At 53.8% G+C, this 26,467-nt stretch carries 35 protein-coding genes and 1 pseudogene; 35 read left to right on the top strand and 1 reads right to left on the bottom strand.

Features of this window, described 5'->3' with window-relative positions; all coding sequences use genetic code 11:
- Positions 1-60 precede the first annotated feature (60 nt).
- On the top strand, positions 61-306 hold the full coding sequence (locus COHPA_RS0106765; RefSeq protein ID WP_027085439.1) for a helix-turn-helix transcriptional regulator: 246 nt from the start codon (positions 61-63) through the stop codon (positions 304-306).
- A gap of 45 nt (positions 307-351) precedes the next feature.
- Entirely contained in the window at positions 352-534 is a 183-nt protein-coding gene (locus tag COHPA_RS0106760) for a hypothetical protein (RefSeq protein ID WP_027085438.1), read from the top strand.
- Positions 535-843: 309 nt separating this feature from the next.
- On the opposite strand, the gene COHPA_RS0106755 is transcribed toward COHPA_RS0106760, so the two are convergent.
- The gene (locus tag COHPA_RS0106755) at positions 844-1,122 is read right to left on the bottom strand and encodes a hypothetical protein (protein WP_027085437.1); all 279 of its coding nucleotides are present in this window, start codon (positions 1,120-1,122) and stop codon (positions 844-846) included.
- Positions 1,123-1,211: 89 nt separating this feature from the next.
- Here COHPA_RS0106755 and COHPA_RS0106750 point away from each other — a divergent pair, with 89 nt between their 5' ends.
- From COHPA_RS0106750 to COHPA_RS0106565, 33 genes and pseudogenes are all read left to right on the top strand, one after another.
- The gene (locus tag COHPA_RS0106750; RefSeq protein WP_027085436.1) at positions 1,212-1,409 is read left to right on the top strand and encodes a hypothetical protein; all 198 of its coding nucleotides are present in this window, start codon (positions 1,212-1,214) and stop codon (positions 1,407-1,409) included.
- Positions 1,410-1,836: 427 nt separating this feature from the next.
- Entirely contained in the window at positions 1,837-2,094 is a 258-nt protein-coding gene (locus tag COHPA_RS0106740; RefSeq protein ID WP_027085435.1) for an AbrB/MazE/SpoVT family DNA-binding domain-containing protein, read from the top strand.
- Positions 2,091-2,969 carry a DUF7666 domain-containing protein gene (locus COHPA_RS0106735; protein ID WP_027085434.1) on the top strand — a complete coding sequence of 293 codons (879 nt, stop codon included), beginning with the start codon at positions 2,091-2,093 and terminating at the stop codon, positions 2,967-2,969. The genes COHPA_RS0106740 and COHPA_RS0106735 overlap by 4 nt, the downstream gene beginning before the upstream one ends.
- A gap of 193 nt (positions 2,970-3,162) precedes the next feature.
- Positions 3,163-4,476 carry an AAA family ATPase gene (locus tag COHPA_RS0106725; protein ID WP_027085432.1) on the top strand — a complete coding sequence of 438 codons (1,314 nt, stop codon included), beginning with the start codon at positions 3,163-3,165 and terminating at the stop codon, positions 4,474-4,476.
- On the top strand, positions 4,477-5,547 hold the full coding sequence (locus COHPA_RS0106720) for an ATP-binding protein (RefSeq protein ID WP_027085431.1): 1,071 nt from the start codon (positions 4,477-4,479) through the stop codon (positions 5,545-5,547).
- A gap of 21 nt (positions 5,548-5,568) precedes the next feature.
- Positions 5,569-6,054, top strand: coding sequence for a hypothetical protein (locus COHPA_RS0106715; protein WP_027085430.1), 486 nt, complete (start codon positions 5,569-5,571; stop codon positions 6,052-6,054).
- 9 nt (positions 6,055-6,063) lie between these two features.
- Positions 6,064-7,656, top strand: a complete 1,593-nt coding sequence (locus COHPA_RS0106710; protein ID WP_027085429.1) for a DEAD/DEAH box helicase — start codon at positions 6,064-6,066, stop codon at positions 7,654-7,656.
- Complete coding sequence (locus tag COHPA_RS25800) at positions 7,653-7,790, top strand: hypothetical protein (RefSeq protein WP_169733250.1); 138 nt, start codon at positions 7,653-7,655, stop codon at positions 7,788-7,790. The genes COHPA_RS0106710 and COHPA_RS25800 overlap by 4 nt, the downstream gene beginning before the upstream one ends.
- A gap of 87 nt (positions 7,791-7,877) precedes the next feature.
- Positions 7,878-9,212: a DNA cytosine methyltransferase gene (locus COHPA_RS24260; protein WP_245590287.1), complete on the top strand. Its 1,335-nt coding sequence runs from the start codon at positions 7,878-7,880 to the stop codon at positions 9,210-9,212.
- Positions 9,188-10,312: a DNA-methyltransferase gene (locus COHPA_RS0106690; RefSeq protein WP_245590286.1), complete on the top strand. Its 1,125-nt coding sequence runs from the start codon at positions 9,188-9,190 to the stop codon at positions 10,310-10,312. Before COHPA_RS24260 ends, COHPA_RS0106690 begins: the two co-directional genes overlap by 25 nt.
- Before the next feature lie 493 nt (positions 10,313-10,805).
- Positions 10,806-11,084 (top strand): annotated as a pseudogene (locus COHPA_RS26420) (DUF4406 domain-containing protein).
- Between the two features lie 29 nt (positions 11,085-11,113).
- The gene (locus tag COHPA_RS0106675; protein WP_027085424.1) at positions 11,114-11,593 is read left to right on the top strand and encodes an ASCH domain-containing protein; all 480 of its coding nucleotides are present in this window, start codon (positions 11,114-11,116) and stop codon (positions 11,591-11,593) included.
- A complete protein-coding gene (locus COHPA_RS0106670; RefSeq protein ID WP_027085423.1) occupies positions 11,590-12,342 on the top strand; it encodes a hypothetical protein in 753 nt (250 codons plus the stop codon). The genes COHPA_RS0106675 and COHPA_RS0106670 overlap by 4 nt, the downstream gene beginning before the upstream one ends.
- Entirely contained in the window at positions 12,335-12,610 is a 276-nt protein-coding gene (locus tag COHPA_RS0106665) for a hypothetical protein (protein ID WP_027085422.1), read from the top strand. Before COHPA_RS0106670 ends, COHPA_RS0106665 begins: the two co-directional genes overlap by 8 nt.
- Entirely contained in the window at positions 12,603-13,034 is a 432-nt protein-coding gene (locus COHPA_RS0106660; protein ID WP_027085421.1) for a hypothetical protein, read from the top strand. Before COHPA_RS0106665 ends, COHPA_RS0106660 begins: the two co-directional genes overlap by 8 nt.
- Before the next feature lie 11 nt (positions 13,035-13,045).
- Positions 13,046-13,534: a YopX family protein gene (locus COHPA_RS24255; RefSeq protein ID WP_027085420.1), complete on the top strand. Its 489-nt coding sequence runs from the start codon at positions 13,046-13,048 to the stop codon at positions 13,532-13,534.
- 2 nt (positions 13,535-13,536) lie between these two features.
- Positions 13,537-15,801 carry an AAA family ATPase gene (locus tag COHPA_RS0106650; RefSeq protein WP_027085419.1) on the top strand — a complete coding sequence of 755 codons (2,265 nt, stop codon included), beginning with the start codon at positions 13,537-13,539 and terminating at the stop codon, positions 15,799-15,801.
- Positions 15,802-16,067: 266 nt separating this feature from the next.
- Entirely contained in the window at positions 16,068-16,469 is a 402-nt protein-coding gene (locus COHPA_RS0106640; RefSeq protein WP_027085417.1) for a RusA family crossover junction endodeoxyribonuclease, read from the top strand.
- 3 nt (positions 16,470-16,472) lie between these two features.
- Complete coding sequence (locus tag COHPA_RS0106635; RefSeq protein ID WP_027085416.1) at positions 16,473-16,697, top strand: hypothetical protein; 225 nt, start codon at positions 16,473-16,475, stop codon at positions 16,695-16,697.
- Between the two features lie 18 nt (positions 16,698-16,715).
- Positions 16,716-17,309, top strand: coding sequence for a DUF1492 domain-containing protein (locus tag COHPA_RS0106630; RefSeq protein ID WP_027085415.1), 594 nt, complete (start codon positions 16,716-16,718; stop codon positions 17,307-17,309).
- Positions 17,310-17,564: 255 nt separating this feature from the next.
- Positions 17,565-17,861 (top strand): hypothetical protein, encoded by a 297-nt coding sequence (locus COHPA_RS0106625; protein ID WP_027085414.1) that lies wholly within the window; start codon positions 17,565-17,567, stop codon positions 17,859-17,861.
- Positions 17,862-17,866: 5 nt separating this feature from the next.
- A complete protein-coding gene (locus tag COHPA_RS0106620) occupies positions 17,867-18,562 on the top strand; it encodes a terminase small subunit (protein ID WP_027085413.1) in 696 nt (231 codons plus the stop codon).
- 223 nt (positions 18,563-18,785) lie between these two features.
- Entirely contained in the window at positions 18,786-20,168 is a 1,383-nt protein-coding gene (locus tag COHPA_RS24250; RefSeq protein WP_027085412.1) for a PBSX family phage terminase large subunit, read from the top strand.
- Positions 20,169-20,278: 110 nt separating this feature from the next.
- On the top strand, positions 20,279-20,476 hold the full coding sequence (locus COHPA_RS24245) for a hypothetical protein (RefSeq protein WP_051421804.1): 198 nt from the start codon (positions 20,279-20,281) through the stop codon (positions 20,474-20,476).
- A 10-nt stretch (positions 20,477-20,486) separates the two neighbouring features.
- A complete protein-coding gene (locus tag COHPA_RS0106605) occupies positions 20,487-20,684 on the top strand; it encodes a hypothetical protein (protein WP_027085410.1) in 198 nt (65 codons plus the stop codon).
- Positions 20,671-21,054, top strand: a complete 384-nt coding sequence (locus tag COHPA_RS0106600) for a hypothetical protein (protein WP_027085409.1) — start codon at positions 20,671-20,673, stop codon at positions 21,052-21,054. The genes COHPA_RS0106605 and COHPA_RS0106600 overlap by 14 nt, the downstream gene beginning before the upstream one ends.
- A complete protein-coding gene (locus COHPA_RS0106595) occupies positions 21,051-21,296 on the top strand; it encodes a DUF2829 domain-containing protein (RefSeq protein WP_027085408.1) in 246 nt (81 codons plus the stop codon). The genes COHPA_RS0106600 and COHPA_RS0106595 overlap by 4 nt, the downstream gene beginning before the upstream one ends.
- Positions 21,293-21,577 carry a hypothetical protein gene (locus COHPA_RS23055; protein WP_027085407.1) on the top strand — a complete coding sequence of 95 codons (285 nt, stop codon included), beginning with the start codon at positions 21,293-21,295 and terminating at the stop codon, positions 21,575-21,577. The genes COHPA_RS0106595 and COHPA_RS23055 overlap by 4 nt, the downstream gene beginning before the upstream one ends.
- 60 nt (positions 21,578-21,637) lie before the next feature.
- Positions 21,638-21,946: a hypothetical protein gene (locus COHPA_RS0106585; RefSeq protein ID WP_027085406.1), complete on the top strand. Its 309-nt coding sequence runs from the start codon at positions 21,638-21,640 to the stop codon at positions 21,944-21,946.
- A 14-nt stretch (positions 21,947-21,960) separates the two neighbouring features.
- Positions 21,961-24,123 (top strand): portal protein, encoded by a 2,163-nt coding sequence (locus COHPA_RS0106580; RefSeq protein WP_027085405.1) that lies wholly within the window; start codon positions 21,961-21,963, stop codon positions 24,121-24,123.
- The gene (locus COHPA_RS0106575; protein ID WP_027085404.1) at positions 24,120-24,347 is read left to right on the top strand and encodes a spike base protein, RCAP_Rcc01079 family; all 228 of its coding nucleotides are present in this window, start codon (positions 24,120-24,122) and stop codon (positions 24,345-24,347) included. Before COHPA_RS0106580 ends, COHPA_RS0106575 begins: the two co-directional genes overlap by 4 nt.
- Before the next feature lie 96 nt (positions 24,348-24,443).
- Positions 24,444-25,253, top strand: coding sequence for a hypothetical protein (locus COHPA_RS0106570; protein ID WP_027085403.1), 810 nt, complete (start codon positions 24,444-24,446; stop codon positions 25,251-25,253).
- A gap of 12 nt (positions 25,254-25,265) precedes the next feature.
- On the top strand, positions 25,266-26,453 hold the full coding sequence (locus COHPA_RS0106565; RefSeq protein WP_027085402.1) for a phage major capsid protein: 1,188 nt from the start codon (positions 25,266-25,268) through the stop codon (positions 26,451-26,453).
- Positions 26,454-26,467: the final 14 nt, after the last annotated feature.

Below are 26,467 nucleotides of genomic sequence, written 5' to 3'. Positions count from 1 at the left end.
ATTGACACCTAAGCTAAACTTAGGATAAGATAGGTTCACCGGAAGGAGGTGTTAGGCGCAATGGAGGCAATCAGGAAAACCTTGCGGGAGTGGCGGGCATACAAGAACTTGGATAAACAGGATATTGCGGCAGCAATAGGAGTCCATCCAAGCACGTATGCAAAGTGGGAAGCTAAACCGTCTGATATGAAAATACGCGAGGCGGTTCGGGTAGCGCAAGCACTTGAGTGTGAGGTAAGCGCAATCATTTTTTTTGAGTCAAATCCTAAGTTTAGCTTAGGAGAACAGCGGGCTGTTAATCAGTAAACTCGGACAATCCGTTCTGCATATGTTTCGTCAGGAGGTGTTGCCGTGAAACGCGCTGAGCGTCCAAAGTTACGAATCGGCGGCCATTTTTTTGAAGTTGAGGGGAAGTTGGTTGAGATCGACCCGATGAAGACCAACCTCCCCTCTCAATGTAAATTGATCTGGGCGGAGGCAATGACCGGCAATAAATACAGCCTCGTCCCAAAAGTAGAAAGCAGCTCCCGTTAGGAGCTGTGTGAAGGACAAGCCTTGTGGCCCAACAGAAGGAGTGACTACCTATCAAACCGCGTTACGAAGTAAGACCCTGGCAGCTCGACGGTACCACGTTCCTCTGCGTATGGGACACCAAGAAGAACGAGCGCGCACCATCGCCGCTGTGGATTACTGAGAAGTTCGCGCAAGAGGATGCGGACAAGCTTAACGCCGCGGTGACCGTGGAGGGTAACAACAAAGAAACCTCTGCGGCAACAGAGGCTTCGAATGAATCGGAAAGATGTACTCATGATCAATTCATAAGAGGCGATCACGTGTCGGGTATTACGCTTGAGCGCGAAGCCATGCCCATACCTGAGGCTTAACCCAACCTTGCATCTTTTTTAGGCGATCACCGTCGACTTTGATCACGACGAGAAAATCATTGTTCGTAATGTGTTTTTGCAAGAAGTTGTAGACGACATCGTTCTCATTGTCTCCAGGCAATCCAACAAGCCAAAGCGTTTCGTGAACCTTGCAGTACTCGTAAGTTCTGATGTCGTTAAAAAATGCTGGGTATGAACCAGTTCCAGACAGTTGGAAGCTAACAGCATGGACAGACATAGGTACCCTCCTGTATTGATTTAGTGAATTTGGTCAATTTCCAATATTCGACAGAAAGAGAGTAAACCCTGCTAAGGAGGTGAACAAGGATGCAAGCAGTTAACGCAATGCCGGACCTTACCGGCACACTCGTAGCGTATGAAGGTGACGCGAAAGCGCAGTATAGTCCGTCATTCTATCGGATGCCTGCTGTTCCGGAGTCCGAGCCGCTTGTCAAACGCTTGGAGCGTCCGCTGCGTGTAAGGCTGGACTACAGTCTAAACGGCGCGATCTTGGTGCCGTCATGAGCGGGAGTAGCTGGTTCATTATTGGCGTATTCGTTGGAACAATCTTCGGCGTAGTCATGATGGCGATAACATCGATCGCTAAGCAGTCGGACAAGCAGGCAGAGAGTGAGCTAGATGATCGGCATTTCGACAAGAAAATCTGAGAGGGAGATGAACAACGATATGGGAGAAGCAAGACGTCGCAAGCTGGCTGGAGAAACGGAGCCAAAGGGGTGAGCATGGAGAGAGTTAAAACCAAGCCGACTAACAAGAAATTGGCTCCCAACTGGCAAGTGGGGCATGTTGGAGCCTTATCGAATCCTAGTGATTCCACGAGGCAGATGAAACGAAAAACGACCTAATCGGGGTAGGATCCGATCAGGCCGCAAGACAACACTATTCAACCCCATCATACCGCATCGACGCGGCAGGGGCAAGGAGGATCTTTATGAAAGCTACTGGCATTGTACGTAAAATCGACGGACTTGGGCGCGTGGTTATCCCTATGGAGATGCGCAAGACGATGGACCTGCCCGAGGGAACGGCCTTGGAGATTTTCGTTAACGGTAATCAAATTGTTCTCCGCAGATACGAGCCCGGCTGCGTGTTCTGCGGCAGCATGACGGACGTTAAGGTTATCCGCGAGAAGCTGATCTGCACGAGCTGCGTTTCCGAGATTGCTGAAAGCCGGGGTGTTCACGCATGACGGAACCAGTAAAAGGCTACAAGGTTTTCAATCGTGATTGGACATGCCGCGACTTCCAGTACGAGGTCGGCAAGACGTATACGCTGGAAGGCCACTTGCGCGTCTGCGGATCCGGCTTCCACTTCTGCGATAAGGTCGCCGATTGCTTCAATTATTACGACTTTGATCCAGATAACCGAGTCGCCGAGATCGAAGCGCTTGGTGAAGTCGTAACCGACGGCGACAAGTCCGCGACGAACGTGATCCGGATCGCCCGCGAGCTGAGTTGGGCAGAGATGCTCGAGCTGGCGAACAGCGGAAAAGGCAATACCGGACTTTCCAACGCGGGCCACCGCAACGCGGGCCACAACAACGCGGGCCACCGCAACGCGGGCGACTACAACGCGGGCGACTACAACGCGGGCCACCGCAACGCGGGCGACTACAACGCGGGCCACAACAACGCGGGCCACAACAACGCGGGCCACAACAACGCGGGCGACTACAACGCGGGCCACCGCAACGCGGGCCACAACAACGCGGGCGACTACAACGCGGGCGACTACAACGCGGGCCACCGCAACGCGGGCCACAACAACGCGGGCGATTTCAATTCTTGTAACTGGTCTACTGGCACGTTTTGCTCTATTGAACAACCGTTCATGCTGTTCAACAAGCCTTCTCAAATCTGCCGCGCCGAGCTGCTCTGGCATCCAGGTATGCGGGCGGCACGCCAGCTACGCGTAGTGGACGACGAAGGCAACCGGATCGACTATAAGGAAGCTTGGGCGAAGCTTTGGAACGAAGAATTCGGTAATCCGGAACGGATCGCGGTCCAGTCGCTGCCGAACTTCGACTCTGACGTATTCTTCGACATTACGGGGATTCGCGTATGATCGCGGCGGAGAAGAAGCGCCCAGCTCGCAAGCTCGAGACGCGGTTGCGTTCCGCAGTTATCGTGCTACTTAAACCGGAGTGCGAAGTTTGCGGCCAGCGAGTGGACAAACAATTCCTTAAACCATTCCCGGGTGCGCCGGACAAAAAGGCTTGTTCTCATTGCATTAACGATTACGCCGTGGAGGTAGAGAGATGAGCATCAAAATTAGCAAACTCGAGATCGAAAACGTTAAGCGCGTCAAGGCGGTCAAAATCGAACCGACAGCGGCCGGCCTTACAATCGTCGGAGGCAACAACAAACAAGGCAAGACGAGCGTTCTAGACGCCATCGCTTGGGCTCTCGGCGGTAACAAATATAAGCCGTCTCAGCCGGATCGTGAAGGATCGGTCGTTCCGCCTTATCTCCATATCGTCTTGTCTAACGGGCTGATCGTGGAGCGCAAAGGAAAGAACAGCGACCTTAAGGTCATCGACCCGAACGGCAAAAAGGGTGGTCAGCAGTTACTCGATAGCTTCGTCGAGGAGTTGGCGATCGATCTTCCAAAATTCATTAACGCTACGAGCAGGGAAAAGGCAGCTATCCTGCTACGTATCATCGGCGTCGGGGACAAGCTTCAGGCGCTAGAGAAACAAGAGTCGGAAATTTACAACCGGCGCCATGCCATCGGTCAGATCGCGGATCAGAAAGCGAAGTTCGCCAAGGAACAACCTTACTTCTCGGACGCTCCGAAAGATCCGGTTTCTGCCTCGGAACTGATCCAGCAACAGCAAGCTATTCTCGCGAAGAACGGCGAGAATCAGCGGAAGCGGCAGAGAGTTCGCGAAATCCAATCCGCTTTCGAGCAACAGGGTCTCGAGGTGAATCGGTTAACGGCCATGCTTAATGCCGCTCAATCCAAGTATACCGGCCTGCAGGAGGACTTGGCTATTGCTCAAAAAGACGCGCTCGATCTACAGGACGAATCGACAGCTGAGCTCGAGGCTAACATCCAGCAGATCGACGATATCAACCGTAAGGTACGGGCTAACCTCGACAAAGACAAAGCCGAAACAGACGCCAGCGAATATCGTCAGCAATACGACGCGCTGACGACCGAAATTAATGCAGTTCGTCAGCAGAAGTCTGACTTGCTGAATAGCTCACAATTGCCGCTGCCTGGTCTTTCCGTACAAGACGGCGAGCTGACCTATAACGGACAGCACTGGGACAATATGAGCGGCAGCGAGCAGCTTATCGTATCCACGTCGATCGTACGCCGTCTCAAGCCACAATGCGGTTTTATCCTGCTGGACAAGCTTGAGCAGATGGACATGAAGACGCTGGCCGAGTTCGGCGACTGGTTGGAGCAAGAGGGACTGCAGGCCATCGCTACTCGTGTCAGCACCGGCGAAGAGTGCTCGATCATTATCGAGGACGGTTATGTCGTAGGACAGGAAGGAATTGAAATTCAGCAGCCTCCTGGAGAGATTGACGCTGGACCGACATGGAAGGCAGGGGAGTTTTAAATGGAAGTCATCAGCGGTAAAGTCGCTAAGGCAAAGAAAGTTGTCATCTATGGACCAGAGGGGATCGGCAAGTCGTCGTTCGCGGCCCGATTCCCGCGGCCGATCTTCATTGATACCGAAGGATCGACAACGGAAATGGATGTCGACCGGTTGCCGAAGCCGTCGAGCTGGGAAATGCTTCGTCAGCAAGTCGTATGGGTTAAGCAACAGAATGGCCGTTTCGGATCCCTCGTCATCGATACGATCGACTGGGCAGAGATGCTGGCGGTAAACAGCATCTGTGCGGCGCACAACAAAGCCGGCGTAGAGGACTTTAGCTATGGTAAGGGATACATCTACGTGGCGGAGGAAATCGGGAGGTTCTTGAACCTCCTGAGTGACATTGTCGAGTCCGGTATCCACGTTGTATTGATCGCCCATGCTCAGATCATCAAGTTCGAGCAACCGGATGAGATGGGTGCGTACGACCGCTATCAGCTCAAACTCGGACAGAAGACAGGATCGCGCACGGCGCCGCTTGTGAAAGAATGGGCTGACATGGTTCTCTTCATCAACTACAAGACGTTCAGCGTGGCTACTGACGATAAGGGCAAGAAGAACAAAGCCCAAGGCGGCGCTCGTACAGTCTACGCTACACATCATCCTGCGTGGGACGCGAAGAATCGTCACGGACTTCCTGACGACTTCCCATTGGACTATAGCCATATCGCGCATATATTTACCTCTCCAGTTGCATCGCAGTCGCCTACACAGGAACAGCCTCCAGCTCTATCGACGCAAGCTCCAGCTGCGACACCGAGTCTACAGCAAGTTCAAAAAGCTGAAGCAGTAGCGAACACGCCGTCGGCTGGCGAATTGAATCCGAAGATTCCTCAAGCGCTTCGTGACTTGATGATTGAACATCAGGTGAAGGAGACGGACATACAACTCGTGGTAAGCCAAAAGGGGTACTACCCTTACGACACTCCGATCGAGAACTATGATCCTAATTTCATCAATGGCGTGCTCGTAAGTGCATGGCCGCAAGTCTTCAGCATGATCGAACAAGCAAGAAAAGATCTGCCATTCTAAACACACCAGGAGGATACACACATGAGCACTGAACGCGAATTGGGTTGGGACGACGAGATTCAAAAGGACGGCGGCGAGTTCATCGTTCTTCCGGCAGGCGACTACAACTTCACGGTATCCAAGTTCGAACGGAGCCGTTTCGCTGGAAGCGAAAAGATGCCGGCATGCAATCAGGCGAAGTTGGAGCTGACGGTCCACTCGCCAGAGCACGGCGACGTAGTCGTGTTCCATAATCTGTTCCTGCATACGAAGACGGAAGGTCTGCTCTCCAACTTCTTCGCCGGAATCGGCCAGAAGAAGAAGGGCGAGCCGCTCCGCATGAATTGGCAAGCGGTAGTTGGTGCCCGCGGTCGGTTGAAGCTGGAGATTAACAAATTCAAAGGAAACGACGGCAGCGATAAAACCAACAACAATGTTAAGACCTTCTATGCGAAGGATGATTCTCCCGGCCATCAGGCTCCATTCCCAGGCACTCAGGGCGGCGGGTATACGCCGGGAAAATTCTAGGGGGCGCCGATGGAACTTAGACCCTATCAACAAGAGGCGCGGGAATCTATCCAGCGGCAATGGGAGGGCGGCGTGCGACGTACGCTGCTCGTCCTTCCTACCGGCTGCGGGAAGACGATCGTTTTCTCTAAGGTTACCGAGGATCGGGTGAAGAAGGGCGAGCGCGTACTCGTCCTCGCCCACCGCGGAGAGTTGCTGGACCAGGCAGCTGACAAGCTGGAGAAGTCAACCGGATTGAAATGCGCGACGGAAAAGGCAGAACAGACCTCGATCGGCAGTTGGTATCGCGTTGTGGTCGGTAGTGTACAAACGATGATGCGTGAGAAGCGGCTGGAGCAATTCAGCCGCGATTTTTTTAACACGATCATTGTTGACGAGGCGCACCACTGCATTTCCGACAGCTATCAGCGCGTCCTGCAGCATTTCGATTCGGCCAATGTCCTCGGCGTTACGGCCACACCGGACCGCGGCGACATGCGGAATCTCGGATCGTACTTCGAGAGCTTGGCCTATGAATATTCGCTGCCCAAGGCGATTAAAGAGGGTTATCTCAGCCCAATCAAGGCGATGACCATTCCACTCAAGATTGACTTATCAGCAGTCAAGCAACAGAGCGGGGACTTCTCGTCCGGGGACCTTGGAACCGCGCTCGATCCGTATCTCGAGCAGATTGCGCAGGAGATGAAACGCGTCGCGCCCGATCGTAAGATCGTTGTATTTCTCCCACTCGTCAAGACGAGTCAGAAATTTACTGGCATCCTCAATTCGCTCGGATACCGGGCTGCGGAAGTCAATGGAGATTCGGAGGACCGGGCGCAGATCCTTGCGGACTTCGATGCCGGCAAATACAACGTATTGTGCAACAGCATGCTCCTAACGGAGGGATGGGATTGCCCTAGCGTCGACTGCGTCGTTGTCTTGCGGCCGACGAAAGTCCGTAGCTTATATAGCCAGATGGTCGGGCGCGGAACCCGGTTATATCCCGGAAAGACGGAGCTCTTGTTGCTCGACTTCTTGTGGCATACGGAGCGACATGAGCTATGCCATCCGGCTCACTTGATAGCAGAAAACGACGAGATCGCCCAGGTCATGACCAAGCAGATCGAGGAGTCTGGCATTGCTCTCGATCTTGAAGCAGTAGAGAAGCAGGCGTCTGAGGATGTTATCGCTCAACGCGAAGAAGCGCTCGCCAAACAACTTGAAGAGATGAAACGTCGCAAGCGTGCGCTGGTAGACCCTCTGCAATTCGAGATGTCTATCCAAGCCGAAGACTTGGCGAGCTACGTACCGTCGTTTGGATGGGAGATGAGCCCGCCGAGTGAAAAGCAACTGCAGACACTTGAGAAGCTTGGAATTTTCCCGAATCAAGTAGACAATGCCGGCAAAGCAACGAAGCTGCTCGAGCGCTTGGATAAACGACGTACAGAAGGACTCACAACGCCAAAACAGATTCGTTTCCTTGAGGGTCGAGGATTCCAGCACGTGGGAACTTGGTCATTCGAATCTGCCAAGAAGCTTATCGATCGCATCGCGGCAAATGGTTGGCGAGTACCTGAGGGGATCAATCCTAGAGAATATCGAGGGGAGATAGTAACTCCGTGAGCATCATTGACCAACTTACCGAGCTTAAAGAGCATGAAGAAACGATTATTTGGGTTAAAGGCGAGCCATTCATCGTAACGCGCGCAACGGATGGTGACATCGAGCGAGTTACGAAGGGAATTTGCTTGGACTAGGGGTGACTGTATGAATTGGAAGAGGGCCACTGATAAAGAGTTATTGGTCGTCATGGGGTCCGATCGCGAAGCCCGGTTATCGGATGTATGCGCAGCAAAGGAAGAATACGAGCGGAGAAATCGGAAGATTCCGACGACTCAAATCAATTTCAAACGGAAGACGGTATATCCGCGATGAACCATGTCAGCCTATTCAGCGGCATCGGCGGACTAGATCTTGCAGGCCATTGGGCTGGAATGGAATCATTGCTATTTTGCGAGCGTGAGCCGTTCGCACAACAAATACTCCGCAAACACTGGCCGGACGTCCCTATTATCGACGACGTCCATAACGTAACGAGAGAGGAGGCAGAACGCCTTGGAATTAGAGCAGTTGACATTGTTTCCGCCGGATTCCCCTGCCAGCCCTTCAGCCACGCCGGGAAACGGGGGGGGACTGACGACGACCGCTATCTCTGGCCGCAAGTTGTACGCGTATTGTCCGAACTACGGCCCCCTTGGTTTGTTGGCGAGAATGTTGCTGGGCTCCTCAGTATGGCAGAGCCAGATGGGCCGCCTAACGTGGTCAGTCGCACCAATTATCGCACGCCGGAAGAGGACTATCTCGAAAGTATATTTACACAAGCGGAAATTATGCTCATCTACCGTATCTGTAAAGACCTTGAAGACATCGGATATGAAGTCCAAGTATATGTGTTTCCGGCTGCGGCTGTCGACGCGAAAAACCTCCGAGAGCGGGTCTTCATTCTGGGCTACTCCGAGCGCGGCCGACTCCGTGGGAAGTCACGGCGGCGGACAGGGGAAAAGCTTACGGACGGACATCGCGGAATGGAAGGCGGGTATGTGGCCAACTCCGAAGGCGAACAACTCAACAGGGCCGAGCACCCACGGAGAAGGGGGGCAGGATTTGCAAACGGCAGTTCTATGGCCTACTCCGAGAGCGAACGATGCGGAGAAACGAGGGAGTGTGTCGTCGGACGATGTTCGACACGGTCTTCCTGGAGCAGTAAGAAAGATGTGGCCGACACCGAAAGCAAGCGATGCAATCATGGGAACGACCGCAAGGACAAGTGGTCGACCAATCGAGAAATCGACACATCTACAAACGCAAGTGCATCTTCATTCACTGGCTGGTCAACTCAATCCGGAATGGGTAGAAATCCTAATGTGCTTTCCTCCTGGATGGACAGAAACGGAATAAATCCATTGGACGAATTAGTCAAGTTCATCGCCACATATCCCCAGCCCGCACTACTCGGACAAGCTCAGCAAGATTGGGAGCCTCCGAGGGTGGCAGTCGGAGTGAAGGATCGTGCGCCGCGGCTGAAAGCTCTCGGGAATGCCGTGAACCCTTTACAAATATTCCCGATTATGTATGCGATAAAGGTCATCGACAATTGGTTAAGGAGGGAGCGGACATAGAAACTTCGCAAATTCTACAAGGGGACAATCTCCATGTCCTCCCAACACTTAAACCGAAGTCATGTTATACCTGTGTCACAAGCCCACCATATTGGGGCCTTCGTGACTACGGTATCACTCCTAGCGAATGGCCGGAGATAACGTACACGCCGATGCCGGGGCTTCCGCCGATCACGGTTCCGGCATGGACAGGCTGCCTCGGACTGGAACCCACGCCGGAGATGTTCGTCGCGCATTCGGTTCACGTCTTCCGACTCGTTTGGAGAGTGCTGCGGGATGACGGGACGATGTGGCTAAACTACGGTGACAGCTACGCGGGAAGCAATAAAGGTCGTTGGGGTGATGGTTCCGGCGTTATCGGCGAAAAACCGATGCAATCAAAGGCAAGAACTTCCGGATCGCTTTCGTACTCGGGGTTCGATTCAGGACTGAAGTCGAAGGACCTTATCGGAATTCCGTGGCGAGTGGCTTTCGCGCTTCAGGCCGATGGTTGGTACTTGAGGATGGACAACGTATGGAACAAGCCAAACCCAATGCCAGAGAGCGTCCAGGATCGACCGACGAAAGCGCATGAATATGTTTTCCTTCTATCCAAGTCGGAGAAGTATTACTACGACAAGGAAGCGATCACGGAGTCTTTGTCCGAGTCATCAATCTCCCGGATCAATCAAAATATTGAATCCCAAGGTGGTTCAAAGAGAGCGAACGGCGGGAGTAGACCGAGCAGAGCGATGAAAGCTGTATTCACGGTAAGGGGTTCTAAGGGAGTAATAAATAATCCTATGAACTCGGCATTAAGAGACGAAGATGCACCATTCGAAGTCCCAAAAAACAGAAACAAACGATCTGTATGGACCGTACCAACCGCCCAATTCAGCGAAGCGCATTTTGCGGTTATGCCGGAAGACATAGCTGTAACGGGAATATTGGCCGGCGCTCCAGTTGGAGGCGCGGTACTCGATCCGTTCGGAGGAAGCGGGACAGTCTACAAGGTAGCGATCGAGCAAGGACGTATTCCGACAATCATCGAGATTGGTCCGCAATATGTAGAGATAGCCGAGCGCCGGACGAAGATCATACAACCAACAATTCAATTTTAGCCCAAGGAGGATATAGGGATATGTACTGGGAGCGGATCGACAAAGGAGACAAACGAGCGCTCGCTCTCGCGGATCGGCATTATACTCGCCAGTCTCCCCGGCAGCAATCAATTCTGCCGCCCCGGTCGAAACCTCGTACTCCTCAGCCAAGACGAAAAAGCGCTATGGGTGACATGGGACGGTATCCGGGACGACGGCTGGGCAGCGTGGGAGTGTACGATATTCCGGAATGAGGGGCCGTTTATTTCCTCGCATCTCATCATGCTGGCGCTCGGCATCACTCGGCAGGAATGGGGCGCACCCCCGGAGGATGGGATGATAACGTACGTCGGAAAACACCTAAACGGCGGATGCTTTCACGCTGCCGGATTCACAAAGGCTGGAGCAAGCAAGAGCGGAAAAGCCTGCCTACATCTCCGCGCAGATCGGTTTCCGCCGCCCCTTCAAGTCTTTGAGAAGCAAATACTACTTTTCTAGGAGAGGATAAACGGATATGAAAGCATATTTGGCAGGGAAGATAACGGGAGACAAAAACTACAAGCGAAAGTTTGAAGAAGCGTAAAAACGGTTGCAACATGAGGGCTTTACGGTAATCTCGCCTGCGGTGTTGCCTGAAGGAATGACAAGTGGAGATTATATGCGGATATGTTTTGCGATGTTGGACAGCGCGAATGTTGTGGCATTCCTGCCTGATTACGAGTTAAGCAAAGGCGCGATGTTGGAATGGTCATATTGCCAGTACGTTGGGAAACAAACCTATTACCTTAAGTAAGTAATTCCGAGAAGGAGGCCAATTAACCCATGAAAGCCATATCCATACATCAGCCTTGGGCGACGCTGATCGCCATTGAAGCAAAGAAATTCGAAACGCGCGGATGGAAAACAAATTACCGTGGGACGATCGCAATTCATGCAAGTAAAACAGAGCCGGTTAAAGTGCTTCGCACGCTTCCGAAAGCTGATCAAATCCGCATCATGAATCGCTATTATAAAGAACTCAATATCGAATCAGGAGCCATCGGGAAAATGCCTGTCGGTAGTGTTGTTTGCACCGCCGAACTAATTGAATGCTATGAAGTTCACGAGGATCACACGGGCGACGCTGTGCTCATGTTGGGCGGAGTGACCAAGGTATGGGTTCCTAGGGATTCGGATGAATTTGCATTCGGCGGTTATTATAACGGACGGTTTGCGTGGGAATTGACTAACGTTAAGTTGCTAGACAATCCTATCCCCGCCAAAGGGCAGCAAGGACTATGGAATTGGGAGGCACCGCAATGAGCGCGATCAATAAACACTGCCAAGCTTGCGGAATGCTGCTGAATCATCCGGCAGAGTTTCACCCATACGAGTTCTGCGTTCTTGTAAAAGCAGGACAGGACCCGCGCCGACTGTATGCGGACATTGCGAAGCACAGCTCATCCAACCAAGGAGAAGCAGCAAGACTGCGGGAGGCGATTTCGGAGGCGCTTATCTTGTGGGATAGCCTAACGACGGAAGGTGACCTTGAGGGAACCATTGAACGAATGGTTCAAAAACTTCGAGATGCTATCGTCCTAAATGCAGCAAAGAATATGGTAGACAAGTGGCCTGATTGGAAAAAGGCAGTTTATGAACCCGAAGCAAGACTGCGGGAGGCGCTAGCGTGGTACGCAGACAAAGAGAACTACGAGTTTCCGGAATGTGGCGATTATCAAGTCCACAACCCGCCTGTATGGGATGACGGTGGCGAGAAAGCTCGCGAAGCCCTCTCCCAACATACAGAGGATACAGGATGCGAGGAATGTGGAGGTAAGGGATATTACCCCGCCGAGGCTGGAGACGTAGGGTATAGCGGTCCGGGATCGCATCATATGTGCTTATGCAACCCAGAAGTTGATAGATTAATAGGAATACAGAAGGTGCGGGAACTATGTGATCGTCAAACGAATGCCGGACGCGCGTATGTAGCAGATTTCATCGCTGAGGCATTCGGGTATATTGGCATCACCATACCAGGCATTACGGATGGAGGTACACCGAATGAATAGCACACATGAAGGATATGCGAAACTCTTAGAGCAGTACGAATCGGCAAAAGAAATGATAGATAACATGGCGTTGCAACTTCGATTCATTTGGAAGAACACGAAAGAACAATCTTATTCAAATCCCAACAATCACGCATGGAATGAGTTTGGCTACTTGGAGAACTGCATAAAACGTCTTGAATTGCAGATGGCGGAAATGATGGTTGTCGCTCATGATTTCCGCAAATCATTCCAAAAGGGGACGGCTGGAGGGGAAGCAGATGGGTGATATAACGAAGAACACCAAGTTCATTAACGTTTGCTGGACATGCGGAAAGCATCATGACCTCGGGGATTTATCTTTTGAACGCCCGGACGGACAAGGATACAAATGCGACGCCTGCCCCGGATTCGTAATAAGCCCGTCAGGAAAGGTGCAAGGGTTCTTAGCTCCGGTCGTCAAGATATTCTTAGTCGAAGACGGAGAAACGCATCGGTTTGCGGCAAAGGACGAAGAAGAGTGCCGCGAATATTACAAAGAACTGTACGGAGAGGATTTAGACGAGGAATCCGATGTCACAGAGATCACCGATCCGGAAGAGTGGAATCGAAAGTTCATTCACGTTGAAGATCAGCCTGGACTCGCATCGATCATCGACATTATCAACGAATCAACGGAATTTCCCACAATTATTTCATCAACCGTCTATTAGGGGGCGCGGAGATGCGTGATATAAAGTTCAGGGGAAAATGTTCGGATGATGGTAGATGGGTTATCGGAAATCTCGTTAAGACTCCATATGGCCTATATATCATTCCGCAGAATGTCTTCGCAAACAGCATTCCGCAATTCTCAGTCGATCCCGAAACAGTCGGTGAATACACCAGTCTCAAAGATCGTAACAGCAAGGAGATATACGAGGGGGATATCGTACAGATCATCGAGCATGGTTTCGACAATATAAACGATATCGACTACTTCGAGCAATGGTTGATAAACGAAAGAGTCATTTCACACACAATCGATGAAGACGGCTACATCGATTACCAATATGCGAAGTGTAACGACGCGGTTGTGATGGACAGATTCCCTAAATACTGGTTGCGGAATGAATCCTTCGGATATGAAGGTGAGGATCTTGTTGATCCGGAACGATGCGAAGTCATCGGCAACATCCACGACAACCCCGAACTCCTTACGGAAGGAAAATAGTGATGGAACGAAAAGTAGACCTCATAGCATTGCTAGAGTACGTAGACCCGGTCCGGCTGTCGTATCAGGAATGGGTTAACGTTGGCATGGCCCTGAAATATGAGGGCTACACGGCCAGCGATTGGGATGCCTGGAGCAAACGCGACGGCGGCCGATACAAACCCGGCGAATGCTTCCGAAAGTGGACAAGCTTCGAAGGAACCGGGAAGCCGGTCACTGGCGCTACGATCACGCAGATGGCAAAAGACGGCGGATGGTTGCCGCGAGGAACGCGGGATGATCGGGATGACCACGAATTGGGATGGGACGATGAGATCGCAGGCGACTACGTCGTGGTCGACCGCAATTGGATCGAAGGCAAGGAAATCCACGAACCGTCCGTCTGGAATCCGGTCCAGCAGCTTACGACGTACCTGTCGACGCTGTTCGAGGCATCCGAGAACGTCGGTTACGTCACGGACACTTGGCAGAATGACGACGGCAAATACTTGCCGACGAAGGGCGCGTGGGACCGGACGGCCGGCGAGCTGATTCAGCGGCTAAATCAATGTGGGGGCGACCTTGGCTCCGTACTAGGCGATTACAATCCGGAAGCTGGCGCGTGGATCCGCTTCAACCCGCTCGACGGTAAAGGCGTGAAGAACGAGAACGTGACAGAGTTTCGTTACGCTCTCGTCGAATCCGACACAATGGACATCGAGAAGCAAAACGCGATCATGCGCGAGCTCGAGCTGCCGATCGCCGTTATGGTGTACAGCGGCGGGAAGAGTCTTCACGCCATTGTGCGCGTCGAAGCTCCAAACTACGACGAGTACCGTAAGCGCGTCGATTACCTGTACAACGTATGCAAAAAGAACGGCCTGAACATCGACAATCAGAATCGTAACCCGTCGCGGCTGTCGCGGATGCCTGGCGTCGAGCGGAACGGTAAGAAACAATTCATCGTGGACACAGGTATCGGTAAAGCGAGTTGGTCCGAGTGGTACGAATGGATTGAGGGCGTGAATGACGACTTGCCCGATCCGGAGAGCCTGACGGATTACTGGGATAATCTTCCCCAGCTTTCGCCGCCCCTCATTCACGGCGTGCTACGTCAGGGCCATAAGATGCTAATTGCCGGACCATCTAAGGCAGGGAAGTCATTCGCACTGATTGAGATGTCCATTGCCATCGCTGAGGGAGTCAAATGGCTAGGGTGGCAATGTACTCAAGGCAAGGCGTTGTATGTCAACCTCGAGCTCGATCGCGCTAGCTGCTTGCATAGGTTCAGGGACGTATATACGGCACTGGGACTATCGCCGCGGAACATTTCGAACATCGACATCTGGAACCTCCGTGGCAAGTCCGTACCGATGGACAAACTGGCACCAAAGCTGATCCGGAGGGCGCAGAAGAAGGGCTATATCGCCATCATCATCGACCCGATCTATAAGGTGCTGACGGGCGACGAGAATAGCGCCGATCAAATGGCGCACTTCACGAACCAATTCGATAAGATCGCTACGGAGCTAGGCGCCTCCGTCATCTACTGTCATCATCACTCTAAAGGCGCGCAAGGTGGCAAGAAATCGATGGACCGCGCGAGCGGCAGCGGCGTATTCGCCCGCGACCCGGACGCGCTGATTGACCTTGTGGAGCTCGACGTGACCGAGGCGCTGCTCGCCCAGGAAGAGAACAAGGCGATCTGCTCGGTCTATCGTCGCTACTTCGAGCAGCACAATCCGACATATCTGCGAGATTCTGTATCCCAGGATGATGAGCTGAGCGCTAAGGCGATGGAAGATCATGCACGCCGGGCGATCTACGATACGGAGCAGGCGGCCGCGAAGGAAGAGATTCAACGCGTACTGCAGGCCGTCCGTAATCGTTCGGCGTGGCGCGTAGAAGGCACGCTGCGGGAGTACGCCAAGTTTGCGCCGGTCAATATGTGGTTCCAGTATCCGATCCATCGCGTCGACGACGTAGGCAGCTTGAAGGACATCGATCCGGAAGGAGAAGCAGCTCCGTGGCAGCGTGCGGCCGGCAAACGCAAGGACAAGGCAGGCAAGGAACGGCGGAGCAAGGCCGAGGAGTTCGAAGACGCGGTAGCGAACTGCAATATGGGCGAGCCTCCAACAGTTAAGGACCTCACTGAATGGTTCTCGTCATCGGGCAAAGAAGTGGCTGAACGGACGATTCGGGATTGGGTGGCGAAATTCGGTTTCATGATCGACAAGAATAACGGCTTCGTAGTGGTCAAGAAAGACAACGGCGGCGACCATGATTAACGCCGCCGCAATAAAATTCGCCAAACGGCGGGGAAATCATCATTTTATGGTCGCCGCCGCACGGAGGTTATTCGTTTTTATGGTCGTTGCTTTGCGGCGGAATTGCGGCGGGGATTTGATACGTCATGGTGCTCGCCGCCCGGAGGCGGGGACACCTATATATAAATATATAGGGATAGGGAGGGGCGTGACGCAAGCGCCCCTCCCCCTCCCCCTGACATTTATAAACGCGCAAGTGGAATAAAATGGGAGAAGGTGACGACCGCATGACGACAGAGTTCTTCATGCCGATGAAACCGCCGACAGCTACTCATCAAGAAAAACAGGTTGCGGTTGTGAACGGTAAGCCAGTGTTCTACGAACCGGATGACTTGAAGGCGGCGCGGGCTAAGCTAACGGCACACCTGGGACAACATGTGCCGGATAAGAAATACACTGGAGCGCTGCGCGTGATCGTCAAATGGCTGTTTCCCATCCCTGATGGCAGCAAGCACTATGACGGGGAGTGGAAAACGACGAAACCTGACACGCACAATCTGAACAAGTTGCCGTTCGATATCATGACTGATCTCGGGTATTGGAAGGACGATGCCATCGTCGCCAGTGAGATCATTGAGAAGTTTTGGGCAGCCATGCCCGGCATTTACATTCGCATTGAGGAGCTGTAGCCGATGGACTATAACGCGGTTTTTGGAGATGTCCTAGCTTGGATCGGACAAGCCAATCACGCTGCAACCATGCACGGTATGGATAGCGACGAGTTTTGGAAGTGGGCCGCGGATTCCGCAGGCAACTTGTGCAGGAAGTATGACGACAATCGCCTCGTAATTAAGCAAATGACGATGATGGTTGAATGGTTGGAGGAAGTTTTCGAGAGTCGGAAGAAGGCTGTATAAACTGGAGGGGTAGACATCATGATCGAACAGCTGATGCAATATAGACAAATGCAAGCAAGACTAAATGTGCTGTCGACGTATAGCGTCGGCATGGGCATCACCGTCAGCCGGCTAAACGAAGACGACCAGCTGCAGGAATTACACCGCCGGCTGCGTAATTTGCCGAGCTATAAGTACCTGTCTAGCAAGGAGCAGAAACTTGAGACAACAGCACATGCGTATCTTGGTGGCAGATACCCAACGGGAATTCGTAGTCAGCAGAGAGCTATTCCGCGAGTCGGTGCTGATGAAGAGGATGACAAACTGCTTGAAGAGTTGCGCGAGAAGATCGCAAAGGTTATAGCGGCCCGTGGTTACGAGATCCGAGACGACATAGACGCTGTTCTAGAGCGCTTGGCAGAGTATCAGGATCTGCAGGCGGAAATCAAAAGGATTGATAACGTGCTGGCCGAGTTGAAGCTGTTAAAGCCGGACTATGAAAAACTGTTGCGGCTGAAATACATCGAAGGCCTCAGCGTAGAAAACATATGCAAGGCGCTTTCGGTCGTCGAAATGACTTACAAGCGTTGGCGAAAAAAAGCTATAGAAGAGTTTGAAAAGCTAATTATTTAAAAGTTGTACCGTTGTGAGTACCCCTATGTGTACCTTTTGGGCCATGTCAACCCGTGTTAATATGGTATTGAGGCGAAATGGGTAACTGACAATCCACTATATGGGTTAGGCGGTTGCCCATTCTGCATTACAAGGCTCAAGGCACCTTTCTGTATGGATTGCAGGAGGTGGCGAAGGTAACCGCGCATCAAAGGGACCGGGGTAAGCCCGATCGCGATGCGCGGTTTTTATTTACCCGAGAGGACGAGAGGAGATATGGACGATGCGTTAACAGTCAGAATGACCGATCACGCTTACGAGCAGTACTGTCAGCGCGTCGAGCTGATCGATCGGACAAGACTCAGAGAGCATGTGACCCAAGTCGTGAATAGCGGCGAATGTCATCGCAAGAGAGAGTTCGTGCAGATCGACGGAGTTTGGTGGGTATTCGAGGTTACGGGCGATGTAATGCTGCTGATTACGTGTTACGGCCGCAGCGACTTCGACATTCCGAGGGCGTTAGCGTGGGCGAAGGTACAGAACGACAGGATCAATCTTGATGGAGCGAGGTGATAACGATGAGCGCGAATAAGCTGACGGCAAAACGAAAAAAGTTTGCTGATGAATATCTTAAAGACCTCAACGGGACAAAAGCGGCTATGCGAGCTGGGTATAGCGAGAAGACAGCGAATGAACAAGCAGCGAGGCTGTTAGCAAATGCTAGTGTGCAGGAGTATCTGCAGAAGCGGCAGGCTGATCGCGCGCATCGAACCGAGATCACTCAGGATATGGTGCTGCAACGTCTATGGGCTATCGCGACGGCGGATCCGAACGAGCTTGTCCACTTGCGCCGCCTATGTTGCCGTCATTGCTTCGGTATCGATCACGCCTACCACTGGCGAGACGAGGCTGAGTACGCGGCGGCCGTGCAACTGGAGAGAGACGACGCGCTAGCTAATAACCGAGAGCCTAACTTACCTACAAACGAGGGAGGCTACGGCTACGACAAGCTCGAGCGCCCGCATCCTAAGTGCCCGCAGTGCCGGGGCGAGGGTCGTGCTGACCTCCATATGGCCGACACGCGCGACGTTAGCGAGTCAGCTAAGCTCTTGTATGCAGGCGTTAAATCGACGCAGGCCGGTATCGAGATCAAACTACAGGATCAGCAGAAAGCACTCGAACTCGTGGCGCGCCACCTCGGCATGTTCAACGACAAGTTGAAGATCGAAGGGGAGATGGTCATCTTCAAGGGCGAGGAGCAGCTTCTGGACTGACATCCGCACAAAGCGCGTATTTTGTCGTAAAGTACAAAGCCTTAACACATCGAATATCGCCAAAATTGACCGTGAGCGCCGATTAGCTATTTTTGATCGGTGCTTTTGCATGTGTCAGAAGGTTGTTCTAAGGCGCAGCAAGGCAGAGAACACGAACTCTCGTTTTCTCCGTTTTTCTCGCGTTTACGCCCCAATCCATTTCTAGCGAATCGAGGTGATCGTCATGGGCGAAATCAACCTGGCCGAGGTCGTTGGCGGCGGTTACGGCTCGTTCTGGCGATCGCGCAAACGGTATCGCGTCCTGAAAGGTGGCCGCGCCTCGAAGAAGTCGCGGACCGTGGCGCTATGGTACATCTACAACATGATGAAGTACCCGCTGGCGAACACGGTTGTCGTCCGGAACACGGCCAATACGAATAAGGACTCGACATTCGCAGTACTCAAGTGGGCGGCCCGGCGGCTTGGGGTATACCACTTGTGGAAGTTCACGGAGAGCCCGCTAGAGGGAAAGTATCTACCGACCGGTCAGAAGATCCTCTTTCGTGGGTTCGACGACCCGTTAAAGATCACGTCGATCACGGTAGATGTTGGCGTTCTCTGCTGGGCATGGGTGGAGGAAGCGTTCGAAATCGCAGACGAGGAAGAGTTCCGGACCTTCGACGAGTCGATCCGGGGCGACATGCCAGAAGGGTACTTCAAGCAGCTGACGCTCAGCTACAACCCTTGGATCGATAGCCATTGGACAAAACGTCGATTCTGGGATCAGGAAGATCCGGACGCCGACCGGTTCACGACCACGTACAAATGCAACGAGTGGCTGGATGATGCGGATAGACGGCTGATCGAAGAGTTGGAACGCACTAACCCAGCTCGGTTCAAGGTCGTTGGCCTCGGGGAGTATGGCCTGCCAGGCGGGACTTACTTCGAGGAGTTCCGCGAGGACGTGCATGTCATTAAGTCTTTCGTCATCCCTCCGGACTGGCAGCGGTTCAGGGTGCTAGACTATGGCCTCGATATGCTGGCCGGTTACTGGATCGCAATCGACCGGCAGGGATTCGCCTACGTGTACAAAGAGGTATACGAGTCGAATCTCATCATCAGCGCCGCAGCTAAGCGGCTGACCGAGATGACGATCGAGGATATCAAGCTAACCTACGCACCGCCTGATCTGTGGAACCGCAGGCAGGATACGGGTAAGAGCGCGGCTGAGATCTTCCAGGAGAACGGCATCACGCTGATTAAGGCAGGCAATGAGCGCGTGCAAGGTTGGTTGAACATGAAGGAGTGGCTGACACCGTTCGAGATGCAGGACGAGCAGACTGGCGAGCTCGTGAAGACGGCGCGGCTCCGGTTCTTCGACAACTGCAAGAACGCCATCCGGACGATCCCTTCTGTACTCAAGGATGAGAAGGACCCGAACGACGTTGCCACAGAGCCGCATGAGTTGACCCACGCACCGGATGCAATTCGATACTTCTGTATCATGCGTACGTTGCCAACGAAGCCAGAGCCTAAGCCGGTCGACAACACCATGGAGGCACGCGTACGTAGGAACATAGAACGGCTTAACAAGCCAAGCAAGCGGAAGGGAATGAAGATGTTGTGACAATTAAAGACGTATTGATATACAGCCTAAGCGTTGAAGCATTGCTTTTACTTGCGTTGTTTATCGTTTCAGAGATCCGCGGCGATGCTAGGTTTCGTCGGATGTCCGATATGGTCACAGAGTCGCATCAGCTACTAGCGAAGAGCATCGACGCTCGAGACGCTGAACGGCAAGCCTGGGCAGTTGAACGACAGCAGCTCCTCGATCGCATTCAGGCACCATCGTTCGGCGAGTACAAGCAAGCCGAAGTCCGCACGATCAAGGCCCAGAACGGCGTGAAGGAACCGCCGCCGCTGGAGCAACTATAGGAGGAGAGAAATGGACAAGATTCTTGAAAAGTACAAGCGCGTTAAAGCTGAAATGGAAGGGCAGATCGAGCTTAAGGTATGGTCTGAACACGAAGTGATCTTGGCGTACAGCCCCCTACTCAATAAGATAGCTAGAGATTACGTAGAGTCTGTTATCATCGCCGAGAAGGCACAACAACCCAAGGAGGTAGACAATGAAACTCTATAAATTCACCTGTGGCGCCGACGAGAAGATCGGCGTTTTTGTTGACGACAAAGAGGCAAACAGCCGCCGCGCCGAGGTCGATCCGACGTTCCAATACGTCCATACGACGATCGAAGAGGTCCGCGTCCCCGGCTACAACATCACGATCACGCCGATCGGCAAGAAGGCCGAGCCTAAGGTGGAGGACGACAAGCCGGATCAATCCGGTGGTAGCGATCCTGACGAGTTCGATGCGATGGAGAAGCCGGAGCTCGTCGAGTTCATGAAGGCGAACGAGATCGAATACAAGCCGCAATGGGGCGACAAGCGGTTGCGCGAAGCGGCACGTGCATGGAAGGCCGCACAACAAACGAAAACGGAGGATGGACAATGAACTTCGGACAAGCACTAGAAGCATTGAAGGCAGGTAAGAAAGTAGCTCGTGGTGGCTGGAACGGCAAGGGGATCTTTATCGAACTCCAACGACCGGATGCTCATAGTAAAATGACGCACCCCTATATCTTCATCGACACGACCGGCCTGCAGACAGACAATCCGCAGGCTCCTAAGTCGCGCGTGCCTTGGTTGGCATCGCAGACTGACATGCTTGCCGAGGATTGGGGTGTTGTCGAATGATCCCAACGGTCGGACGGATGGTCTATTACAAGAGTCTCGGTTCGCCAGGCGGCGAATTCCAAAGCGTTGATCGCGCAGCAGTCATCACGGCGGTGCATAACGCAACCTGCATCGATATCTGCGTGTTCAACCCGAATGGGCTTTACTTCAACCAGAAGGTCACGCAAGGTCAGAACCCCGGCCAATGGGATTGGATGCCGTATCAAAAAGGGCAAGCCGCTAGAACTGAGCAGCTTGAAGCTCAGCTTCGTGCACAAGATCAGGATATGAGAGACCGATAACCCAAGGCGCTCCCAATAGAGCGTCTTTTCTTATGCCAAAACCAAGGAGGCTAACCCATCATGGCACTTACTGTATCCCTCGTTAACCGCACCGTATTTGGAGACAAGAAGATCAGCGTCGCCGACGTAACGTTCGATAGCTCGTACGCTACCGGCGGCGAAGAACTCGACCTAAAGCTCCTCGGCCTTAATAGCGTGCTGTTCCTGCAGTCTCAGCCGAAAGACGGATACCAAGTCGAATGGGACGGCACGAACAAAAAGCTTCTCGTCCGGGCGACCGGCTCCGCAAACAAAGCGGCGTTCACACAGCTCGACAGCGCGACCGACATTGCAACGTTAGTCATTCGAATTATGGCATACGGCAGCTAAGGAGGCGATGAGCCGTGGCGAAATCCACCCAGAAGGGCGCTTCCGCGTCCCCGGACACCAAGCAGACGCGGCTCACGCCCGATGTTGTTCTCGATTACTTCCGCAGCGCGGAGAACTGGACAGACATCCGTCAGCAGCTCGTTAACGTGAACTACTTCGTCGGCAATCAGTGGATCGGCTGGAACGCTTCGCATCGCAGGATTGAAGTTCTGCCGCAGCAGTCCGGCGAGGTCCGCATATCGCGTAACAAGATAAGGCCGCGCGTCATGACGCTCCTGGCGAAGCACTTGAAGTCGAAGCTCAAATACAACGTCATTCCCGGAAGCAAGGAGCAGCAGGACATAGACGCGGCGAAAGCGGCGGACAAGTTCTTGCATGTTCAATGGCAAGAACTCGACCTCACGACGAAGTCGCGCGAATTGTTCTTGTACATGCTTATCCAGAAACGCGCCTGGATTAAGACGTGGTTTGACGCGGAGGCCGGAGACGAGATTTCGCCGGAAGAAGGCCAGCCGGGATATAACAAGTGGGTCGAGCGCGGCAAGAAGCCGATTCACCAGGGTGTCATTCGCGCGCGGATATGTAATCCGCTGACGATCTTCTGTGACCCGGCCGCGACGACCGAAGAGGAGATCCGCTGGATCATCGAGCGCAAGGCGCGTGACGTCGACGAGATCTTCGAGGAGTACGGCGTCGAGGTTAGTGCCGACGCCAACCTCGATTATCTGAACACCTACGATATCACGCGCGTCAATGGCGACGGTATCGGCGCATATCAGACGACCCGGATGCGTAACATGGCGATCGTCTACGAATTGTGGATCAAGCCATGCAAGAAGTATCCGGAAGGCGTCAAGATGACCGTCTGCAACGGTCAGGAGCTCGACTATACGGACGCTGCCGGCGACATGCCTTATCAGCTCTTCGGCTATATCCCGATCCCGGGTAGCTTGCTCTTCGATGCGATCGTAACGGACATGCTGCCGCCTCAGCGCGAGATTAACGTCATGCGGTCCATGATCGCCACACACGCACGTCGGCTCGGGAACAGCATGTGGCTAAACCCAATCGGCAACGGCGTCGACGAGGAGGACCTCGTTAACGAGATCGCGGGTATCATCAACTACACGGCCGTGAACGGCATGAAACCGGAACGTATTCAAGCGCCGGACATCCCTTCGTTCTATGGTCAGGAACTCGCGAACAACGCGATCGACATAGACGACTCGTCCGGGGCACGCGAGGTCAGCCAAGGGCGTATGCCGGCCGGCCTCGATACGCTGGGCGGTCTTGAGATCATGGTCGAGCAGGAGAACGAGAAGCTCGCGGTCGCCGCGCAGAACTACGAGCAAGGCATGAAGAAGGTTATGCGGCGTATTTTGCGACTCACGAAGGCGCATTACACCGAGGAGCGGCAATATCAGATCCTCGGCGAGGACAACGAGATCGAGGTCATTAGCTTTAACGGCTCCGATCTGACCGGCTTCGAGGATGTTAACATCGTCCAGGGCTCCAGCCTGCCGGAGATGAAGGCGGCCCAACAAGAGCGCATCATGACGATGTGGGAAGCAGGCGCGATCGTCAAGAAAGACGGTACGCCGGACACGGCCAAGCTCTTGCGGCTGATGGGAATGGGTGATTCGACGGAGCTTTTCGAACAACAGCAGCTTGACGAGAACAACGCCAAGATGGAGAACAAGACATTCGAGGACTTAGCGGAAAATCCGGAGTACAAGGCCGCAGCGGCAGCGTATCAGCAGATGCTATTACGTTATCAGCAAGCGGTTACGAGTCTCCCGCCGGAACAGGCACAGCAGGTACAACCGCCCGAGCCACCTCCAGGTACGCCGGCTATATGGGACAGCGACGACGATGAGGTGCATATTCAACTGCACAATACGTTCCGCAAAACGGCACGTTATCGTAAGATGCCGCCGGAGCTGCGGTTCATGGTCGACCAGCATTATCAGCAGCACGTCGATCGGATAAACGCCCCGATGCTCGCCCAGCAACAGGCGGAGGCGGCCGCGAAGGCCGGACAAGCCGAAGAGGCGGAGAAGGGGCGTAAGCATCAGCTCGATATGAAGCAGATGGACAACGAAGCTAAGGCCGCGAGTGACATGCTCAAGGCCGAGACAGCGCTCGTGACAGCCGGCGCGGGAGGAGGTGCGACATGAACCGGAAATATATCAGCGGCGTGGCTGTAACGCCGGATGACGACGTGACGATCGGTCCTACCGCCGGTTTATTCGTCGGTGGAACCGGGGATCTTGAGATCGAGTTCTACGGAGGCGGTACGGTATTGCTTGAGAATGTTCCTAACGGGACGTTCTACGACGGCTTCTGTGTCGTGAAGGTCAAGGAAGGCACAACAGCAACAAGCGTTATCGCTTTATACTGACGGGCACTCGCTGAGACTGCGAGTGCCTATTTTCTATTCATTTTCGCGCGGCGTTGAGCGTGTGGAGTTGCGCCGCCCACACAGGAGGTTTTTTACATGTCGAGATTCTTATTGCCAATGAAATTGCAGTTGTTCGCGGAAGGCGAAGCTGCATCGGGCGTTGAAGGGACTCCTGCCGCCGGGGAGCAATCGCAAGTATCCGAACCGCCAGGCGAACCAGTCGGCGATCAATCTGGTGAACCAGCCAAGCCGAACAACTTCGAGAAAGCATTCGCTAAGCGCCTATCTGAGAAGGAGGCGCAGTGGAACACCGCTAAAGACGCGGAGATCCAAGCACTCCGTGACCAGTACAAGGACTACGACACGTTCAAGCTGGCCGCAGAGTACCTCCAGCAGAAAGCTGGCGTACCTGACATGCTGACGCTCAAAGAGGAGATCGAGCTCGTTCGACTCCAGGAGCGCGCAGAGAAGGAGAAGGTCCCGCCGTCCGTCTTGAAGCGCATCGACGAGCTCGAGGCGAAAGCTGCGAAGGGTGAAGAATACGAAGCCCTTCAGAAGGAACAAGCCGAGCGGCAGGAGTTCGAAACTTCGTTGAAGACGTTCAGCGATGGGAAGACGCTCGGCGACAAGCAGCTCGATCACACAGAGCTGTGGAAGTACATGCACGAGAACGAGATCGCGAATCCGGAAGTCGCCTATAAGGCGATGAGGGCGGATCTCCTCGAGGAGCAGCTTAAGACGGCCGAGGAAGATGCCGTCAAGAAATATCTCGAATCCAAAAAAGCACCTAAAGCGGAAGGCGCTCCGGGTGCAGCAGCGCGGCAAGTGCCGACGACTGGCGGCGGATTCAAAGGAGCCGAACAGCGCGCGGCAGAGCGCATACGTGCAGCCCGGACAGCCGAATAAGGAGGGGCCAACATGCCCGCAACACTGTCCACGATTGAAGATGCGTTGAAGATTGACTATCTCCCGGAGATTCAGGAGCAAGTCAACAACGGCGCGAACTACTTTGTTAAGAAGTTGAAGGAAAAAGCGGAGAAGATCGACGGCGATGGTCGTAATTTCTACATCGCCCATCACTTCGGCCGCAACACCGGCGTCGGCGCGGGCACGGAGATGGGCGATCTGCCTACTGCCGGCCAACAAGGGTACAAGGGTTCGACGGGTAACGTCGCCTATATCCACGGCCGTCTGCAAGTCTCCAACGCCACGATCCAAGCGTCCAAACGCGACGAGACGTCCTACCTGCGCGCGCTGACATCCGAGGTCAAGGGACTCACGACCGACCTGCAGAACTATATGCGCCGCGCGTCGCTCGGTGACGGCACAGGGAAGCTCGGTACGTTCGCGGTGAACACGACCACGACAACACTTACCGTCAACGACGTGCGTCTGTTCTTTGTTGGTCAAGTCATCGACATCATCGACTCCGACGGCACGACGGTCGATCAGACGGCGAAGGTCATCACGGACATCGACTACGATGCCAAGACGATCAAGATCAGCGGTTCGAACATTTCCACTGCCGCCGGTGACTTCGCCGTTAACGCGGGCACGCTCGGTCTAGACCCTGTTGGGCTCGCGTCAATTATCTCGAAGACAAGCACGTTGCAGACGCTAGCTCCGGGTACGTATGGTTGGTGGAAAGCAAACGTACTTGCGAACGGCGGCACGCTGCGTCCGATCTCGCCAGAGCTCATTCGTGCGATGATCGACCGTCAAGACATCGTGTCCGGCACGAAGACGGAATGGCTGTCCGGCTCGCACGGCATTCGCGCGGCGTATGAGGCGCTGCTCACGAGCCAGAAGCGCTTCGTCAATCCGATGGAGCTCGAGGGCGGCTACAAGGCGATCGAGTTCGACGGCTTGCCGTTGATCGTCGACCGTTACCATCCGGCAAATCGTATCTGGGGCGGGAACTGGGACGACATTGGCTGGTACTACACGTCCGAGCTCGCATTCATGGACGAGGACGGCAGCATGTTCTCCCGCGTGCCGAACAAGCCTGCGTACGAGGCGACGGCGTTCGAGTACGGCACGATGGTCTGCCATCGCCGGAACGCGTTCTCCGAGCTCGCCGATCTGCAAGAGGCGTCCGGCTACTAGGCCGCGTCATAACG

Origin of the sequence: Cohnella panacarvi Gsoil 349 (genome assembly GCF_000515335.1) — a bacterium.
GTDB lineage: Bacteria > Bacillota > Bacilli > Paenibacillales > Paenibacillaceae > Cohnella > Cohnella panacarvi.
This window is presented reverse-complemented; position numbering and strand designations above follow the sequence as displayed.

Coding starts and splice junctions, on each gene's coding strand:
- COHPA_RS0106660 (WP_027085421.1), top strand. CDS start 12,603: ATGGGTGATATAACGAAGAACACCAAGTTCATTAACGTTTGCTGGACA.
- COHPA_RS0106635 (WP_027085416.1), top strand. CDS start 16,473: ATGGACTATAACGCGGTTTTTGGAGATGTCCTAGCTTGGATCGGACAA.
- COHPA_RS24245 (WP_051421804.1), top strand. CDS start 20,279: ATGGTCACAGAGTCGCATCAGCTACTAGCGAAGAGCATCGACGCTCGA.
- COHPA_RS0106625 (WP_027085414.1), top strand. CDS start 17,565: ATGGACGATGCGTTAACAGTCAGAATGACCGATCACGCTTACGAGCAG.
- COHPA_RS0106710 (WP_027085429.1), top strand. CDS start 6,064: ATGGAACTTAGACCCTATCAACAAGAGGCGCGGGAATCTATCCAGCGG.
- COHPA_RS0106620 (WP_027085413.1), top strand. CDS start 17,867: ATGAGCGCGAATAAGCTGACGGCAAAACGAAAAAAGTTTGCTGATGAA.
- COHPA_RS0106750 (WP_027085436.1), top strand. CDS start 1,212: ATGCAAGCAGTTAACGCAATGCCGGACCTTACCGGCACACTCGTAGCG.
- COHPA_RS23055 (WP_027085407.1), top strand. CDS start 21,293: ATGATCCCAACGGTCGGACGGATGGTCTATTACAAGAGTCTCGGTTCG.
- COHPA_RS0106585 (WP_027085406.1), top strand. CDS start 21,638: ATGGCACTTACTGTATCCCTCGTTAACCGCACCGTATTTGGAGACAAG.
- COHPA_RS0106740 (WP_027085435.1), top strand. CDS start 1,837: ATGAAAGCTACTGGCATTGTACGTAAAATCGACGGACTTGGGCGCGTG.
- COHPA_RS0106605 (WP_027085410.1), top strand. CDS start 20,487: ATGGACAAGATTCTTGAAAAGTACAAGCGCGTTAAAGCTGAAATGGAA.
- COHPA_RS0106765 (WP_027085439.1), top strand. CDS start 61: ATGGAGGCAATCAGGAAAACCTTGCGGGAGTGGCGGGCATACAAGAAC.
- COHPA_RS24255 (WP_027085420.1), top strand. CDS start 13,046: ATGCGTGATATAAAGTTCAGGGGAAAATGTTCGGATGATGGTAGATGG.
- COHPA_RS0106640 (WP_027085417.1), top strand. CDS start 16,068: ATGACGACAGAGTTCTTCATGCCGATGAAACCGCCGACAGCTACTCAT.
- COHPA_RS0106755 (WP_027085437.1), bottom strand. CDS start 1,122: ATGTCTGTCCATGCTGTTAGCTTCCAACTGTCTGGAACTGGTTCATAC.
- COHPA_RS0106600 (WP_027085409.1), top strand. CDS start 20,671: ATGAAACTCTATAAATTCACCTGTGGCGCCGACGAGAAGATCGGCGTT.
- COHPA_RS0106565 (WP_027085402.1), top strand. CDS start 25,266: ATGCCCGCAACACTGTCCACGATTGAAGATGCGTTGAAGATTGACTAT.
- COHPA_RS0106675 (WP_027085424.1), top strand. CDS start 11,114: ATGAAAGCCATATCCATACATCAGCCTTGGGCGACGCTGATCGCCATT.
- COHPA_RS0106720 (WP_027085431.1), top strand. CDS start 4,477: ATGGAAGTCATCAGCGGTAAAGTCGCTAAGGCAAAGAAAGTTGTCATC.
- COHPA_RS0106735 (WP_027085434.1), top strand. CDS start 2,091: ATGACGGAACCAGTAAAAGGCTACAAGGTTTTCAATCGTGATTGGACA.
- COHPA_RS0106725 (WP_027085432.1), top strand. CDS start 3,163: ATGAGCATCAAAATTAGCAAACTCGAGATCGAAAACGTTAAGCGCGTC.
- COHPA_RS0106570 (WP_027085403.1), top strand. CDS start 24,444: ATGTCGAGATTCTTATTGCCAATGAAATTGCAGTTGTTCGCGGAAGGC.
- COHPA_RS0106665 (WP_027085422.1), top strand. CDS start 12,335: ATGAATAGCACACATGAAGGATATGCGAAACTCTTAGAGCAGTACGAA.
- COHPA_RS24250 (WP_027085412.1), top strand. CDS start 18,786: ATGGGCGAAATCAACCTGGCCGAGGTCGTTGGCGGCGGTTACGGCTCG.
- COHPA_RS0106630 (WP_027085415.1), top strand. CDS start 16,716: ATGATCGAACAGCTGATGCAATATAGACAAATGCAAGCAAGACTAAAT.
- COHPA_RS0106650 (WP_027085419.1), top strand. CDS start 13,537: ATGGAACGAAAAGTAGACCTCATAGCATTGCTAGAGTACGTAGACCCG.
- COHPA_RS0106575 (WP_027085404.1), top strand. CDS start 24,120: ATGAACCGGAAATATATCAGCGGCGTGGCTGTAACGCCGGATGACGAC.
- COHPA_RS0106715 (WP_027085430.1), top strand. CDS start 5,569: ATGAGCACTGAACGCGAATTGGGTTGGGACGACGAGATTCAAAAGGAC.
- COHPA_RS24260 (WP_245590287.1), top strand. CDS start 7,878: ATGCGCAGCAAAGGAAGAATACGAGCGGAGAAATCGGAAGATTCCGAC.
- COHPA_RS0106595 (WP_027085408.1), top strand. CDS start 21,051: ATGAACTTCGGACAAGCACTAGAAGCATTGAAGGCAGGTAAGAAAGTA.
- COHPA_RS0106670 (WP_027085423.1), top strand. CDS start 11,590: ATGAGCGCGATCAATAAACACTGCCAAGCTTGCGGAATGCTGCTGAAT.